The 13,729-nt window shown below is 71.0% G+C and carries 16 protein-coding genes and 1 pseudogene; 6 read left to right on the plus strand and 11 right to left on the minus strand.

Going from position 1 to position 13,729, the window contains the following annotated elements; all coding sequences use genetic code 11:
• Nucleotides 1-12: 12 nt before the first annotated feature.
• The 5 genes from AMIS_RS30120 to AMIS_RS30140 all read right to left on the minus strand — a co-directional run bounded on the left by AMIS_RS30120 (nucleotide 13) and on the right by AMIS_RS30140 (nucleotide 3,863).
• Nucleotides 13-774: a DeoR/GlpR family DNA-binding transcription regulator gene (locus AMIS_RS30120; protein ID WP_014446224.1), complete on the minus strand. Its 762-nt coding sequence runs from the start codon at nucleotides 772-774 to the stop codon at nucleotides 13-15.
• A gap of 766 nt (nucleotides 775-1,540) precedes the next feature.
• Nucleotides 1,541-2,116 (minus strand): hypothetical protein, encoded by a 576-nt coding sequence (locus AMIS_RS30125; RefSeq protein ID WP_014446225.1) that lies wholly within the window; start codon nucleotides 2,114-2,116, stop codon nucleotides 1,541-1,543.
• A 9-nt stretch (nucleotides 2,117-2,125) separates the two neighbouring features.
• Entirely contained in the window at nucleotides 2,126-2,773 is a 648-nt protein-coding gene (locus AMIS_RS30130; protein WP_014446226.1) for an adenylate kinase family protein, read from the minus strand.
• Nucleotides 2,766-3,338, minus strand: coding sequence for a hypothetical protein (locus tag AMIS_RS30135; protein WP_014446227.1), 573 nt, complete (start codon nucleotides 3,336-3,338; stop codon nucleotides 2,766-2,768). The genes AMIS_RS30130 and AMIS_RS30135 overlap by 8 nt, the downstream gene beginning before the upstream one ends.
• A gap of 42 nt (nucleotides 3,339-3,380) precedes the next feature.
• Nucleotides 3,381-3,863 (minus strand): type II toxin-antitoxin system PemK/MazF family toxin, encoded by a 483-nt coding sequence (locus AMIS_RS30140; RefSeq protein ID WP_157435480.1) that lies wholly within the window; start codon nucleotides 3,861-3,863, stop codon nucleotides 3,381-3,383.
• A gap of 137 nt (nucleotides 3,864-4,000) precedes the next feature.
• Here AMIS_RS30140 and speB point away from each other — a divergent pair, with 137 nt between their 5' ends.
• Nucleotides 4,001-5,050, plus strand: a complete 1,050-nt coding sequence (gene speB / locus AMIS_RS30145) for an agmatinase (protein ID WP_014446229.1) — start codon at nucleotides 4,001-4,003, stop codon at nucleotides 5,048-5,050.
• A gap of 79 nt (nucleotides 5,051-5,129) precedes the next feature.
• Here speB and AMIS_RS30150 read toward each other — a convergent pair whose 3' ends face one another.
• The 3 genes from AMIS_RS30150 to AMIS_RS30160 all read right to left on the minus strand — a co-directional run bounded on the left by AMIS_RS30150 (nucleotide 5,130) and on the right by AMIS_RS30160 (nucleotide 7,185).
• Nucleotides 5,130-5,945 (minus strand): CAP domain-containing protein, encoded by an 816-nt coding sequence (locus AMIS_RS30150; RefSeq protein WP_014446230.1) that lies wholly within the window; start codon nucleotides 5,943-5,945, stop codon nucleotides 5,130-5,132.
• A 137-nt stretch (nucleotides 5,946-6,082) separates the two neighbouring features.
• Nucleotides 6,083-6,289 (minus strand): DUF397 domain-containing protein, encoded by a 207-nt coding sequence (locus AMIS_RS30155; RefSeq protein ID WP_041831446.1) that lies wholly within the window; start codon nucleotides 6,287-6,289, stop codon nucleotides 6,083-6,085.
• A gap of 20 nt (nucleotides 6,290-6,309) precedes the next feature.
• Nucleotides 6,310-7,185, minus strand: a complete 876-nt coding sequence (locus AMIS_RS30160) for a helix-turn-helix domain-containing protein (protein ID WP_014446232.1) — start codon at nucleotides 7,183-7,185, stop codon at nucleotides 6,310-6,312.
• 185 nt (nucleotides 7,186-7,370) lie between these two features.
• Here AMIS_RS30160 and AMIS_RS30165 point away from each other — a divergent pair, with 185 nt between their 5' ends.
• The 3 genes from AMIS_RS30165 to AMIS_RS30175 all read left to right on the plus strand — a co-directional run bounded on the left by AMIS_RS30165 (nucleotide 7,371) and on the right by AMIS_RS30175 (nucleotide 9,189).
• Complete coding sequence (locus AMIS_RS30165) at nucleotides 7,371-7,622, plus strand: hypothetical protein (RefSeq protein WP_014446233.1); 252 nt, start codon at nucleotides 7,371-7,373, stop codon at nucleotides 7,620-7,622.
• Nucleotides 7,623-7,672: 50 nt separating this feature from the next.
• Nucleotides 7,673-8,284 carry a DNA-3-methyladenine glycosylase gene (locus tag AMIS_RS30170; protein ID WP_014446234.1) on the plus strand — a complete coding sequence of 204 codons (612 nt, stop codon included), beginning with the start codon at nucleotides 7,673-7,675 and terminating at the stop codon, nucleotides 8,282-8,284.
• A gap of 80 nt (nucleotides 8,285-8,364) precedes the next feature.
• The gene (locus tag AMIS_RS30175; RefSeq protein WP_014446235.1) at nucleotides 8,365-9,189 is read left to right on the plus strand and encodes an MBL fold metallo-hydrolase; all 825 of its coding nucleotides are present in this window, start codon (nucleotides 8,365-8,367) and stop codon (nucleotides 9,187-9,189) included.
• Nucleotides 9,190-9,297: 108 nt separating this feature from the next.
• Here AMIS_RS30175 and AMIS_RS44320 read toward each other — a convergent pair.
• Nucleotides 9,298-11,097 (minus strand): annotated as a pseudogene (locus AMIS_RS44320) (HelD family protein); the annotation flags it as partial.
• Nucleotides 11,098-11,223: 126 nt separating this feature from the next.
• On the opposite strand from AMIS_RS44320, the gene AMIS_RS30185 reads away from it, so the two are divergent.
• Nucleotides 11,224-11,736 (plus strand): hypothetical protein, encoded by a 513-nt coding sequence (locus AMIS_RS30185; protein ID WP_014446237.1) that lies wholly within the window; start codon nucleotides 11,224-11,226, stop codon nucleotides 11,734-11,736.
• Between the two features lie 113 nt (nucleotides 11,737-11,849).
• Here AMIS_RS30185 and AMIS_RS30190 read toward each other — a convergent pair whose 3' ends face one another.
• Complete coding sequence (locus tag AMIS_RS30190) at nucleotides 11,850-12,074, minus strand: hypothetical protein (protein WP_386933881.1); 225 nt, start codon at nucleotides 12,072-12,074, stop codon at nucleotides 11,850-11,852.
• Between the two features lie 138 nt (nucleotides 12,075-12,212).
• On the opposite strand from AMIS_RS30190, the gene AMIS_RS30195 reads away from it, so the two are divergent.
• Entirely contained in the window at nucleotides 12,213-13,247 is a 1,035-nt protein-coding gene (locus AMIS_RS30195) for a hypothetical protein (RefSeq protein WP_014446239.1), read from the plus strand.
• Nucleotides 13,248-13,291: 44 nt separating this feature from the next.
• On the opposite strand, the gene AMIS_RS30200 is transcribed toward AMIS_RS30195, so the two are convergent.
• Nucleotides 13,292-13,705, minus strand: coding sequence for a CBS domain-containing protein (locus tag AMIS_RS30200; RefSeq protein ID WP_014446240.1), 414 nt, complete (start codon nucleotides 13,703-13,705; stop codon nucleotides 13,292-13,294).
• Nucleotides 13,706-13,729 lie beyond the last annotated feature (24 nt).

Below are 13,729 nucleotides of genomic sequence, written 5' to 3' on the forward strand. Positions count from 1 at the left end.
GGTCCAGGCCGGTCATGCGCGCACCAGCCGGACGCCGGCGACCTCGACCTCGGCGGCGAGCTCACCGTCGAGACCGTTGTCGGTGATCAGCAGGTCCAGGTCGGCGAGGCCGCCGAAACGGGCCAGGTAATCGTTGCCGATCTTGGTGTGATCGGCGAGCAGCACCACCCGGCGGGCCGCGGCGATCATCGCCCGCTTGACCGCCGCCTCGGCCGGGTCCGGCGTGGTCATGCCCCGCTCCACGGTGCATCCGTTGGTGCCCATGAACGCGACGTCGACATACATGTCGGCGAGCGGCCGCAGCGCCCAGTCATCCACCGTGGCCAGGGTCTTGCCACGGACCCGGCCGCCGAGCAGCAGGACGGTGAGGTTGGGCTTGAGACCGAGCGTCGACGCGAGCACCGGCGAGTTGACCACCACGGTCAGCTCCCGGTCGGCCGGCAGCAGCTGAGCGAGACGAGCCGTCGTGGTCCCGGCGTCCAGGATGATCGCCCCGTCCTCGGGGACCTCGGCGAGCGCCGCCTTGGCGATCCGCTCCTTCTCACTGATCAGCACCGCGTCGCGGGTCGCGAGCGCCGGCTCGAACCCGAGCCGCTCCACCGGGATGGCGCCGCCGTGGACCCGGCGCAGGACACCGGCCCGCTCCAGCACCGTCAGATCCCGGCGGATCGTCTCGGCCGTCACGCCGAAGGTGTCCGCCAGCGCGACGACGTCGACCCGGCCCTCGGCGCGGGCCCGTTGGACGATCTCCTGCTGGCGTTCCTCCGCGTACATCCACTCACCGCCCGGCTCGTTTTGGCTTTGTCTTTGTTTACGCCCGGTTCTGCCCGAAAGCAATATGTCAAAGAGATTTCGGTCTCCTTGCTGGGGGATTGCTTGCTGGTGGATGCGGTTATGTACGGAATTTCGGGCAGGGTGGGAGTGACGGGCTCGTGCCCGTTCATGTGGATATGGGCCCGGTCGCGCCCGGTTCGGGGTGCGGGTGGGCGGCGGCGCCGCGGGGCCATGGGTAGGAACGGCGTGGATGAGGTCACACGCAGGGGCGTGATGCATCGACAAGGTCCCACGCAGCGCCTGCGTCGCGGGGATGAGGTCACACGCAACGCCTGTGTGGCGATTCATCAACGCCAGGGCAGGGATGTAGGCACACGAACCGTTTCCGTGCGACCTCATCACGGCCGGTGGGAACGTCGTGCGCCGCAGCCCCGCCACACAGCCGCATCGTAAGCCGCCCCGCGACACAGCCGCACCGTGATCCGCGGTCAGCGCACGCGAGCCGGGCGAGAAAGGGCCGGAACGGGCCGGGCAGGGCAGGTTCGGGCGGAAACGGGCAGGGCTGGGCCAGCAGGGTTCGGGTGGGACGGGCAGGGTCGGATGGGAGCGGCGGAAGGAGGGCCTGGCTGGGCCGCATGGGCGGAGTGAAGAGCGGGAGGGGGCAGCTGTGGCGGGGGCGCGCTACGGCCTGGAGGACCCGGGGAGGCTGCGCGGGCTTCCCGGTACGGCGCGGTGCGCCTGGTGAGGGCTCACCGCCCGTACCCGATCAGGCCCTGGCTCTCATCACCGTCAGCATGCCCAGCTCCGGAGCGAGGACACCGTCCTGGGCGAGGGCCTCGAAATCGGCCTCCACTTCGGAGAGCCGCAGCGTCCCGGCGAGGACCGCGCGGTAGCGGACCAGCGACCACAGGAAGACGTCGAGGTTGTCGAAGCGGGTCTCCGCCTCGAGCACCTCCTCCTCGTGGAACCAGACGGCGACCTGGCCGTTGGTGAGCAGCACGTGGAGGTTTCCGCTGCCGTCGGCGGCGATCGCGTGGACGTCGTCGCCGGTCAGCGGGGTCTCGTAGTCGGAGTCGAGGATCCCGCACTCGTTGGCCGCGAAGTCGAACCCGTACGAGAAGTCCAGGATGTCCAGGTCGACGGGGATCCCACCGGCCCTCACCCGCTGATCCAAAGCGGCCAGCGCCGACGCCGCCGCTGCCGGCAGGCGGGGCAGGAAGGGCTCCACCGGGCGAGCGTCGGCGCCGACCTCGGCCGGCTCCGCCCCGGGGAACCAGCGGGCGAGGTCGGCGTCGAGATCGCGAGAGACGTACCCGGTCAGTTGATCGACAGTGATGGTCACCGCGGCATGCTAGCCCTTGTAGGCGGGCAGTCCCAGCGTGTCCCGGATGGCCTGCTGGACCTCCTCCAGCGGCGGGCGGCCGTCCACGTCGTGCACGACCTCCTTGCGCCGGAAGAGCTCCAGGACCGGGCGGGTCTTCTCGTGGTAGTCCCGCAGCCGGGCCTCCAGCGCCTCGGGCGTGTCGTCGGCGCGGGTGACCAGCTCATGACCGCAGATGTCGCAGCGGCCCTCCTGCTCGGGGCGGTCGGCGATCAGGTTGTAGTCCATGCCGCAGTTCGGGCAGAGCCGGCGGCTGAGAACTCGGCGGCGCACCTCGTCGTCGGGGAGTTCCAGGTGGATCACGGCGTCGATGTCGTAGCTCTCCATGAAGAACTCGGCCTGCCGCCCGTTGCGCGGGAAGCCGTCGATGATGAAACCGTAGTTCCAGTCGTGCTCGTCGAGGCGGCGGCGGACCACCGACTCGACGAGATCGTCATCCACGAGTGAACCTGCTGCCATGATCCGGCGGACCTGCGCGCCGAGTTTGGTGTGGTTGCGCACGTGCCAGCGGAAGATGTCGCCGACGCTGATGTGCACCAGGTCGAACTCCTCGCGCAGCAACTGGCTCTGGGTGCCCTTGCCGCTGCCCTGCACGCCCATGATCACGTACTTACGCATCTGCCGCTCCAAGTAGCAGGGGGCCGGGGGCCGGCCCGGTCAGCGTGGTCGGGTCGATGCTCCACGCGGCGGCCACCCGGAACACGTCCCGTTCGGCGACCAGCACGGTGGTCTCCTCGTCGAGCTCACCGGGCAGCCCGGCGTCCCGCTCGGCCGGGTCGGGGTCGCCGAACCACGACGTCACCTCGCCGGTCTGTCCCACGTACCCGAAGGCGCGCACGAGCTCGCCGTCGGCGGCGCGCTGCCAGCGGTGCAGCTCGGTCACCCGGTGCGTGGCGAAGAACTGCACCTCGGCACCGAGTTTCGCGGAGATCTCCACGATGTCGACGCCCTGCATCAGCCGGCGGCCGGCCGCGAGCACCCAGGAGATCCCCCGGGCGCCGGGCAGTGGCGGGGTGATCGCGACCCGGTCGTCGGTGAGGTGGGCCAGGTCCAGCCCGGCGCGCCAGCCGACCGTCCCCAGGTCGCGGAGGCCGAGCGCCTCCAGGACCGCCTGTGGCTCGCCGCTCGCGACGGCGAGCCAGGCCTGTTTCCCGCCGAAGCCGGTCATGACGTCCGTATCCATGCCACAACGCTATCCGGATCACGCAGGGGCTGTCCGCTTACGTCACGGCCATCCGTAGTTGCGCCGCAGGATCGCCGCGACCCGGTCGAATCGGGGGCGGTCCAGGACCGCGCCTTCCCGCCGGATGCCGTCCTCGTCGACCTCCAGGACCCGGTCGAGCCGCACCCAGCTGGGACGCGCGTCGCGGTCCCAGTCGCCGGGGCCGAGGGCGAGCCAGTTGCGCTGCCCGTCCCGGTCGCTCTGGCTGGAGAGCATCAGCCCGAGCAGGGTGTTCGCGTCGCGCCCGACGACGAGAACCGGGCGGTCCTTGCCCTGGCTGGGGTCGTCCTCGTAGGGCACCCACGTCCAGACGATCTCACCCGGGTCGGCGTCACCGTCCAGGTTGGGCGCGTAGGCGAGGTGCCTTCCCCGCGGCTTCGGGACGGCGCGCGGCGGGCGGATTCCCGCCGGCTTGGGTTTGGCCTCCGGCCCCTTCCGGGGTACGGGGGTAGCCGGCGCCTGCGGCTGTTCGGGTGCTCCGAACAGCCGCTGAAAGAACGACCTCAACGTTTCGAACACGGCGCCACCCTACGGCCGCACGATCATGACCGCACTTTCCGTACCGCCATACAGTATGGCGATACAGTCCTCCCCCGCGACGTCGGCCGGGAAGGATGACCAGCATGACCCGCTACGGACCGATGTTCGGGCCGGACTACACGTTCCTCGGTGTTCCGGCCTGTGACTGGGAGACACCGGAGACCTATGCCGACGCCGACGTCGTGATCATCGGCGCGCCCTTCGACGGCGGCACCTCGCACCGGCCGGGCGCCCGGTTCGGACCACAGGTGATCCGCGGCACCGACTACCTGCCGCACGACGGCTCACGCCCGCACATGGCGATGCGGGTCGACGCGCTCACCGGCGACCTGACCGTGAAGGACGCCGGCGACCTGGAGGTCTTCAGCGGTGAGATCCAGCGCAGCTGCACGACGATCGAGGACGCTGTCGCGTTCATCTCCTCCCACGGCGCGATCCCGCTGATCCTCGGCGGGGACCACACCATCACCTGGCCGGACGCCACGGGCGTGTCCCGCACGCACGGCAAGGGCCGGATCGCGCTGATCCACTTCGACGCGCACGCCGACACCGGGGACATCGAGTTCGGGTCGCTCTACGGCCACGGCCAGCCGATGCGCCGGCTGATCGAGTCCGGGGCGGTCCGCGGGGACCGGTTCCTGCAGCTCGGCCTCCGCGGGTACTGGCCGGGCCCGGAGACGCTCGACTGGATGGCCGACCAGCGGATGAACTCGTTCCACATGAGCGAGATCGTCGAGCGCGGCCTGGACGCGGTGCTGGACAGCGCGTTCGCGATCGCGATGGACGACTGCGACGGCGTCTTCCTCTCGGTCGACATCGACGTCTGCGACCCCGGCCACGCGCCCGGCACCGGCACCCCCGAGCCCGGCGGCCTCACCGCCCGCCAGTTGCTCGACGCGGTCTCCCGGATCTGCCATGAGCTGCCGGTCGTCGGCATGGACATCGTGGAGGTGTCGCCGCCGTTCGACCACGCCGAGATCACCGCGATGCTCGGCAACCGGGTGGTGCTCGAAGCGCTCTCCGGGATCGCCCGGCGGCGCAAGGACGGCGACGGGCCGCGGTGGAAGCGGTCCACTCCCCTGCTAGAGGGCCGGGGCACGGGGGCCCAGCAGCCGGGTGAGGCCGTCGGCTAGCAAGCGTTGCGCGGCGGCCCGGGTCACCGGCCCGCCGACTTGCGACGTGAGCTCACACCCGGCAGTGTGCCAGCCGATCTCAGCCGACGAAGTCCTGGGTCATCCAGGTGATCCCCTTGGAGTCCCGGACGACGCTCAGGCCGATCCGGGTGAAGCCGGTGCTCAGCAGGTTCTTGCGGTGACCGTCGTTCGGCGGCACCTCGGCCAGCATCGAGTCGGTCAGCCCGTTCGCGGCCTTCACCTTCGCGGCGTCACTGCTGCCGCTGGATCCGTACCCGATGTTCTCGCCGGCCGAACTCCACTTGACGCCCTGGGCGCTGAACCTGTCGCCGATGCCGGACTCGCCGGAGCACTGGTGGGACAGGCCGCAGCCGTCGATCATCAGCTGGTTGTGGATGGCCGCGGCCTTGGAGAGGTCGGCGTCCAGGGTCAGCGCCTTGAGCCCTTCGGCGACGCGTGCCTCGTTGATGTGCGCGAGGACCTGCTCGGCCACCGAGCCGGACGTGCTCGCGGCGGTGACCTTCTCCTCGGCCTCCGGCGTGGGCGTGGCGGTCTTCTTCTTCCTGGTCGGGGTCGGCGACGGCGCCTTGCTCGGCTTCGTCGAGGCCTTCGCCGACGCGGACGGGGAGGGCTTCACCGCTGCCGACGCCGAGGCCGCGATCGAGACCGAGGCCGACGGGGACACCGAGGACTCCGGCGCGGGAAGGAGTTCCTCGTCGCCGCCGCCGCTGTCGGGGGAAGCGGCGGCGGCGAGCGGGACGTCCACCGAGGTGGGGGAAGGGGTCTCGGCGGACCCTTGCGTCAGGCCCGACACGGTGAAGGCCGCGCCGATCACGACTGCTGTCGTGCCCGCCACCAGGGTGTACCGGAACTTGGCAGCAGCGGAGAGGGGCACGAGGAATTCACCTTTGTGAGCCGGGCAGGGGATGACGCCCGATCACTATGCGGGAGGCTCACCGCGAGATCACGCCCGCAAAGGATTCCTTAAGACAACACTCAAGGAGTTCTAATCCTCGATGCCCCGAGGGCTTCTCAAGGCTGGATGTCGAACTCACCGTCGCGGACGCCGGCCAGGAAGGCGTTCCACTCCGCGTGCGTGAAGATCAGGGTGCCGCCGTCCGGGTCCTTGGTGTCGCGGATCGCCACGATGCCGGGCAGGTTGCCGGCCACCTCGACGCAGTCGCCTCCGTTGCCGCCACTGCGCGTGCTCTTGTGCCAGACGGCACCCGTGAGATCAATGTCCGCCACCGGCCCTCCTCTCAGGCATCGCTGTGCTTGATGATCTCGCCGATGAGATCGTCGGAATCGGACTGACTCAGCGCGGTCGACTCGAGCTCGGCCCAGACCGACTCGTACGTCTCCACCTCAGTGAGCTTATCCAGGTAGAGCGCGCCGGTGAGGTTCTCGCAGTAGATGGTGGTCGGCTCCGGCGACGCGGTGCCGACAGCCGGAAACTCCAGAATGGTGAACTGACCGGAACTGGCCGCCCGGTGCGGTCCGGCGCCGAACGGGATCACCCGGACGCCGATGTTGGGCCGGGTGGACGCGTTCACCAGGTGGGCGAGCTGTTTCTGCATGCCCAGCGTGTCCGGGATGGATCGTCGCAGCACGCCCTCGTCGATGATCACGTCCAGCCGGGGCGCCTCGGGACGGCGGCGGCTCAGCAGCGACTGCCGTTCCAGCCGTACGGCCACCGCGTTCTCCACGGCCTCCTCGTCGTCGCCGTGCCAGGCCCGGAACACACTCTCCGCGTACTCCCGGATCTGCAGCAGGCCGGGGATGACGCTTGGCGCGTAGGAGCGCAGGCGGCTCGCGCCCTGCTCCATGCCGACGTAGAGCTCGAACCAGGCGGGCACGACGTCACCGTACGCATGCCACCAGCCCTTCGCCTTGGACTCGGCGGCCAGGCCGATCAGCACCTCGGTCATCGGTCCGGGCGCCGCGTAGACCGAGCACATCGCGATCACGTCGTGCTTGCGGACCGGCACCTCGCCGTTCTCGATCCGGTACATCCGGGCCCGGGAGAACTCCAGCTCCTGCGCCGCGGCCATCAGCGAGATACCGGCCTGCTCGCGCAACTCGCGCAGCAGCCGGCCGACCTGCCGCCGCGGCACGGTCGACCCGGTCTCCGTCATCCTGCCCATCCCTGTCGTGGCCATCCCTGTCGTGGTTCTGGTGTCTCGAACGAGACGATCCGATCGCTGCGGCCGAGACGCTGAGAATCCATTCATGGGATTCTCAGCAACTCCGCTTGAGCGGCAGCCTAGGGCACGCGAGGCTCCATTGTGTAGCCGGGAAATCGCTCAAGGTGAGGGTTGGCATGCTGGTTCCGCGGACCGAACACGTCGGCGAACGCCCGTCGTGGGACTGCCTGGTCTGCGGCCGGCCGTGGCCCTGCGCCACCGCCAAGGTCGAGCTCGCCGAGCAGTACCAGAACTTCCCGCACGGGCTCGCCGTCTACCTGGGCTCCTGCATGCTGGAGGCGATCGACGACTGGGCGGCCGGCAGCGGCGGGCCACCGGCCGACCTCTACGAGCGCTTCCTCGGCTGGACCGGCACCACGCTGAACTGAGGAAACCCCCTCGGTGCGCCCGCCGGACCGGGGCGTGATTGGGTGGTCCGGTGACATCGTGGGTGGAACTGCCGGCCGCGGACGTGGAGACGGCGGCCCGGCTGCTGCTCGGGTGGCGGCTCACGGCGAACGGCGTGACCGTGCGGCTGACCGAGGTGGAGGCGTACAGCGGGCTCGGTCAGGACCCGGCCAGCCATGCGCACCGCGGGGTGACGAACCGCAACCGGGTGATGTTCGGGCCGGCCGGGCGGCTCTACGTCTACCAGATCTACGGCATGCACTTCTGCGCGAACGTGGTCTGCGGCGAGACCGGCAAGGCCGCCGCCGTGCTGCTCCGGGCCGGCGCCGTGATCGACGGCGTGGAGATCGCGCGGGAGCGGCGCCCGGCCGCCCGCAAGGACACCGACCTGGCGGCCGGACCGGCGAAGCTGATGCAGGTCCTCGCCCTGAATCGCAGCGCCAACGACACGCCGCTGCTGGACGGGACCGGCCCCGCGTCGCTGGCCCCGCCGGACGAACCGGCCGGCGAGATCGAAGCCGGGCCGCGGGTCGGCGTGACCTCGGCCTTCGACGTGGCGTGGCGGTTCTGGATCGCAGGGGACCCGACCGTGAGCGCCTACCGGCGGCACACCCCGCGCCGCAGACCGGACATGTCTCGCTGACCGGGCCGGTTTCGCTGACCGGCGCTGGTTTCGCTGACCGGGGCTGGTTTCGCTGTTCGGGGCTGGGGTAGCCGCAGCGGATGACACCGGACGCCAGCGTCACCTTCGTCGGGAACGCGACCACCCTGCTCCGGCTGGGCGCGTTCACCGTGCTCACCGATCCCGCGTTCAGCCCGGCCGGCAGCCGCACCTATCTCGGGTACGGCGCGTGGACGCGGCGGCTGCGGGACCCTGCGATCCCGTACCCGGAACTGCCCGTTCCTGATCTTGTGCTTCTCTCCCATCTCCACGGCGACCACTTCGATCGCACGGCACGCCGGCAGATTCCGCGTGACCTGCCGATCGTCACGACCGTGCAGGCCCAGCGGCGGCTGCGGCGCAAGCACTTCGACGCGGCCAGCGGGCTGCCGACCTGGGAGGCGCGGGAGTGGCGGCGCGACGGGGAGCTGCTGCGGATCACCGCGCTTCCCGGGCGGCACGGCCCGGGATTCGTCGACCGGCTGCTGCCGGACGTGATGGGCTCGCTCGTCGAGTGGGAGGTGGCCGGCGAGCGGCGGCTGCGGCTCTACGTCACCGGGGACACGCTCTACCGGCCGTACCTCTCGGAGATCCGGGAACGCTGCGGTGACATCGACGCGATGCTCATCCACCTGGGCGGCACCCGGCTGCTCGGCCTGCTGCTGACCATGGACGGGCGGCAGGGCGCCGACCTGACCGGGCTGATCCGGCCGGCGCTCACGCTGCCGATCCACTACGACGACTACCGGGTGATGAAGTCGCCGCTCAGCGACTTCCTCGCCGAGTGCCGCACCCGCGCCCTGACCGGTGTGCAGCCGATCGGCCGGGGCGAGACGGTGAGCCTGTTACCCAGCGCCGCCGGCCGGGGCGGGGCGGAGAACGCCTAGCCGGTAGGTGGAGCGGGTCAGGGCCACGTAGAGGTCGCTCGGGCCGCGCGGGGACTCGGTGCGGATGGCGTCCGGGTCCACGACGATCACGCTGTCGAACTCCAGGCCAGGGGAGAGCTCCTGCGCCTCGTCGACGATCACGTGCCCGAACATCCAGTTGCGGTCGGCGGCCGCCCGGTCGGAAGCGGACCGCCACTCCCGCTCGGCCAGCCGCTCGGCCAGCATGTCCGCCTCCATCACGTCGGAGACGTTCGGGATGGCGGCCTCGTCGTCGTCCTCCAGCTCGTACGCCTTCGAGCCGGCCGTGATGTCCAGGATGCCCTGGGCGTACGCGAGCCGGTCCCGCTGCTCCCGTGCCGCCGCGAGGCGCGCCGCCCGGTCGTCCTCGCCGAGCAGCTCGGCCGCCTCGTCGAGCAGCGGCACATCCGCCGGAGACCAGTCACCGCCGGGCTGCCGGTGCAGGAGCGCCCGCTCGGCCGGGGTGAGCCCGGGCGCGACCCGGGCCAGCGCCGCCTCGTCCGCGAAGAGGCCGGCGAGCAACTGCTGCGGGGTGAGCACCGGCCACAGCTCGTCGAGCACGGCACGCACCTCGGGCGCGGCGGCCAGATCGGCGCGCAGGTCGGCCCGGTCGGCGTCGTCCAGGACGTTGTCCGAGGGCAGCGCGTCGTCCTCGCCGAGCGGGTCGTTCCAGAACGGGTCGTAGCCGATCGTGTCGGCGACCTGGTCGGCCAGCGCGTCGAGCACCGCGTCGGCGAAGATCGGGCGGGCCAGGTTGTGCAGGCGGCCGGAGGCGCGAGCCCGGTCACGGGCGGCCTCGGCCCGGACCGGGTCGAGGGTGAGCCGATGCCGGTCGGCGACGATCGTGCGGGGGGCCTCGGGGACTCGTTCGCGGTCCCGTACCCCGGCAAGCAAGATCTCCACCATCTGCGCGCGACCCTTGATCTCGGCCGCCGCCGGCGGCTCCGGCCGCCGTGCGGTGACCCCCGGGAAGAGGTCGCCCGGCGTCGCCAGCAGCACGCCGGTCTCCGCGAGGGACGGCAGGACCTGGGAGATGTAGCGCAGGAACGTCGCGTTCGGCCCGATGATCAGTACGCCACGGGAGCTGAGCTGCTCGCGGTGGGTGTAGAGAAGGTACGCGGCGCGGTGCAGCGCGACAGCCGTCTTGCCGGTGCCGGGGCCGCCCTGGACGACCAGCACGCCGCCGAGGCCGGACCGGATCACCCGGTCCTGTTCGGCCTGGATCGTCTCGACGATGTCGCGCATCCGGCCGGTCCGGCTCGCGGTGAGTGCGGCGAGCAGGGCGGCCTCACCGGTCAGCGTCTTGTCGCCGGTGCTCGTCGCGTCGGCCACCGACATGCCGAGGATCTCGTCGTCGAGGCCGATCACGGTGCGGTCGCGCGTGCGGATGTGCCGGCGTCGTTCCACCCGCTCCGGGGTGATCGCGGTCGCGGTGTAGAAGGGGCGGGCGGCGGGCGCTCGCCAGTCGATGAGCAGCGGCTCCTCGGTGTCGTGCATGCCGATCCGGCCGATGTAGAGAGCGCCGGCGCCGCTGTGCGGGTCCACGCCGCTTCGCACGTCCGCGGCGCTTCGCACGTCCGCGCCGCTTCGCACGTCCGCGCCGCTTCGCACGTCCGCGCCGCTTCGCACGTCCGCGGCGCTTTGCAGGTCGAGCCGGCCGAAGCAGAGGCCCTGCTCGACGGCCGCGAGCTGGGCGAGGCGCTCGGCGTACCGCGCGCTGACGGCGTCGCGGTGGGACCGGGCGTGCGGGGTGCCACCGGCTTCCCGGTTGGCGGTGGCGAGGTGGCGACACGCCTGCTCGCGCAGCTCGTCGAGGTGCCGGTAGGTGAGGGTGAGGTGCCGCTGCTCTTCCGCAAGTGCTGCCGGCAGATCACTTGACAGACTTGACAAGACGCCCCCTAGGTCGTAATCTAATAATGGTTCTCTCTGACTTTTTCAGTCACAGACAGAGCGAACTCTCACCGTAGCACCGAAACGGCCACCTCGGGACCCTGCGGGCCATTAGCGTCTTCCGTGATGATCTCGCGCCGGGGACTGCTGCTGCTCAGCCTGATGTGCGGGGCCGGTGTGCTCTGGTCGGCCACCCTCATCGTGTCGCTGGCCGCCGGGGCGCGGCCCTTCGCCGCTGCCGTCGCGGTCGGCGTCGCCGCCTTCCTCACCGTTCCGGGTTTCGCGGCGGGCGTTCTCAGCAACCGGCGCGGATATCGCACCCGGCAGCCGATGCGCCCCTGGCGGCTCGCGTCGTGGGTGCCACCGCACGTGCCGCACTGGGCGGCGATCACGGCCGGACTGGTGTTCTTCGGCTTCTGGCTGGCGGTCGTGCTTGCCTTCGCCGCGCTCGACGGCAACCCGGCCATGAAGGACGGGCGGTACGTGCTGGAGGACCACGACCGGGTGATCGAGGTGAACCAGGAGGTCTACGAGCGGCAGTCGGACCATCAGCAGCAGATCTCGCTGGGCGTGCTGGGGGCGTTCGCGGTCGGGGGCTCGTTCCTCTGTGCGGCGCGCGCCACCGACCACGAGCATTAGGTACGGCTCGCCCCCGCCGACGGGCCGGCCAGACGCTGCGCCAGCCGGCGGAGGGTTGCCGCTGGCGGTGCTGACCTGGGCGTGAGCCCGGCTCCGGACCGGGGCGGCGAGGACTAGGGGCGGATCCAGCCGAGCATGCGGTGGTACAGAGCCTCGGGACAGGAGGTGCCCAGCCCGTCGTGGAGGGCGTCCGCCAGCACCGCGCCCAGATAGATCGCCAGGCTGATGCGCTCCGGGCGGTACTGGGCCATCAGATCGGCCCGGGCTCGGGCGCACGGCCACGGCTCGCCGCAACCCTGGCAGGACCAGGACGGGCGCAGGTAGAAGTGCTCGCCCACCAGCATCACATCCCCCGGAGATGAAAACTCCGTGCACATGCATGAGGACTCTCTGTAACAGCATGCACCCGTGCGGAGCGAAAGGCGCTTGTCGCATACCGGACACGATGGTGATCATCTATCCAATACCGTGGGTGGATGGAGATCCGCCTCTGGTCCGTCGTCGCCGAGCCGGTTGCGCTCGCCGCCGCCGGGCCCGGCGCGGAGGAGACCGGTGGGAGCGGCGCGTGGTTCGCGGCGGGACCGCACGGCGTCGTGGTGGTCGTGGCCGGCGGGGTGCGTACCCACGAGGATCTGACCGTGCCCGGACCGCTGCCGCGCGTCGTCGAACGGCATCTCGCGGGGGAACCGCAACCGGCGGTCCTGGCTTTCGCCCGGCTGCCGGAGGGATGCCTGGCGCTCGGCGCGGCAAGGGTGACCAGAATCGGTCGGCGCCGGGGCGCGGTGCAGGATCTCGAGCTGCGCCTGGACGCGCCGCTCCCCTATGAGTTCCTCGATCGGGTACGCCCGACCGGCCCGCCCGGGCCACAACCGGACATCGACTGGGTGAACCTGCTGCCGGACGATCCGGCCACGGCGCTGGAGCGATTCGTCGCCGGCTGGTACAACGACGTACCGTCCGGCGCACCCGAGAAGACCGCCGGACTCCCCCAGCCGTTGCAAACGTTCCACCGGGCCGCCGCCGGGCGCGCCGAGGTCTACGGCCGGGCACTGGAGATCTTCCGGGAAGCCGCCGCGACGAGCGAGCCAGGGATGATCGCGTTCGGTCAGGAGGGTGACGGGGTCTTCACCCTCCTGACCGAGGCGGCCGGGGACGACCCGCGGGTCTGGTACCACGGGCTCAGCGATCAGCCGCTGCGGGAGCGGGAGCGGCTCGGGGCGTACCTGATGATGGTCGCTCTTGCCCATGCCGCGATGGACTCCTCGCCGGGCGGGATGGCGTTCGCCGACCGCGCGCAGACCCGGCGCATCGTCGGTCCGCTGCGCCGGGTGCCGCTGCGGCCGATGCGCTGGCCGTGCGCGAAGTCCCGGTTCTACGTGGGACCCGGCGTGGTCGCGCTGGTCGGCGAGGACGACGGCGACTGGTTCGAGGTGTACGTGGGCGCGCGGCACCGATCACTGCTGCGCCGGCTGCGCAAACTGGGCCTGGACTGGGAGTCGTTCGACGGCTAGAGGGAAGATGAGGAGGGGCCCTCAGGCCCCTCGACATCGGACGATCACTCGCTGATCGCGTCGATCAGGTCACCGACCGGGCGGTCCGGCAGCGCGCGGGCCACGTCGGCGACCGCGACGATGCCGACCAGCTGGTGGCCGTCGATCACCGGGAGCCGGCGCACCTTGTGCTGGCTCATCGTACGCAGGATCTCGGCAGCGTCGTCGTCCGCGCCGACCGTGATCGGCTTTCCCTGGGCCAGCTCGGAGGCGCGCACATCGGCCGCGTTACGACCCTGCGCGAGGGCCTTGATGACGATGTCGCGGTCGGTCAGCATGCCGTGCAGCCGGTTGTCCTCGCCGCAGATCGGCAGCGAGCCGACGTTGAGCTCGGACATCTTCCGTGCCGCGTCCGCAAGTGTCTCCTTCTCGCCGACGCAGGTGACGTCCCTGGACATGATGTCGCGGGCGGTGGTCATGGGGGTTGACTCCTTCCACGGTGT

Source organism: Actinoplanes missouriensis 431 (assembly GCF_000284295.1).
GTDB classification, from domain to species: Bacteria; Actinomycetota; Actinomycetes; order Mycobacteriales; family Micromonosporaceae; genus Actinoplanes; species Actinoplanes missouriensis.

Excerpts from the sequence above, each read along its gene's own strand:
- AMIS_RS30120 (WP_014446224.1), bottom strand. The coding sequence starts at position 774 with ATGTACGCGGAGGAACGCCAGCAGGAGATCGTCCAACGGGCCCGCGCC.
- AMIS_RS30130 (WP_014446226.1), bottom strand. The coding sequence starts at position 2,773 with ATGCGTAAGTACGTGATCATGGGCGTGCAGGGCAGCGGCAAGGGCACC.
- AMIS_RS30135 (WP_014446227.1), bottom strand. The coding sequence starts at position 3,338 with ATGGATACGGACGTCATGACCGGCTTCGGCGGGAAACAGGCCTGGCTC.
- speB (WP_014446229.1), top strand. The coding sequence starts at position 4,001 with ATGACCCGCTACGGACCGATGTTCGGGCCGGACTACACGTTCCTCGGT.
- AMIS_RS30160 (WP_014446232.1), bottom strand. The coding sequence starts at position 7,185 with ATGACGGAGACCGGGTCGACCGTGCCGCGGCGGCAGGTCGGCCGGCTG.
- AMIS_RS30165 (WP_014446233.1), top strand. The coding sequence starts at position 7,371 with ATGCTGGTTCCGCGGACCGAACACGTCGGCGAACGCCCGTCGTGGGAC.
- AMIS_RS30175 (WP_014446235.1), top strand. The coding sequence starts at position 8,365 with ATGACACCGGACGCCAGCGTCACCTTCGTCGGGAACGCGACCACCCTG.
- AMIS_RS30185 (WP_014446237.1), top strand. The coding sequence starts at position 11,224 with ATGATCTCGCGCCGGGGACTGCTGCTGCTCAGCCTGATGTGCGGGGCC.
- AMIS_RS30195 (WP_014446239.1), top strand. The coding sequence starts at position 12,213 with ATGGAGATCCGCCTCTGGTCCGTCGTCGCCGAGCCGGTTGCGCTCGCC.
- AMIS_RS30200 (WP_014446240.1), bottom strand. The coding sequence starts at position 13,705 with ATGACCACCGCCCGCGACATCATGTCCAGGGACGTCACCTGCGTCGGC.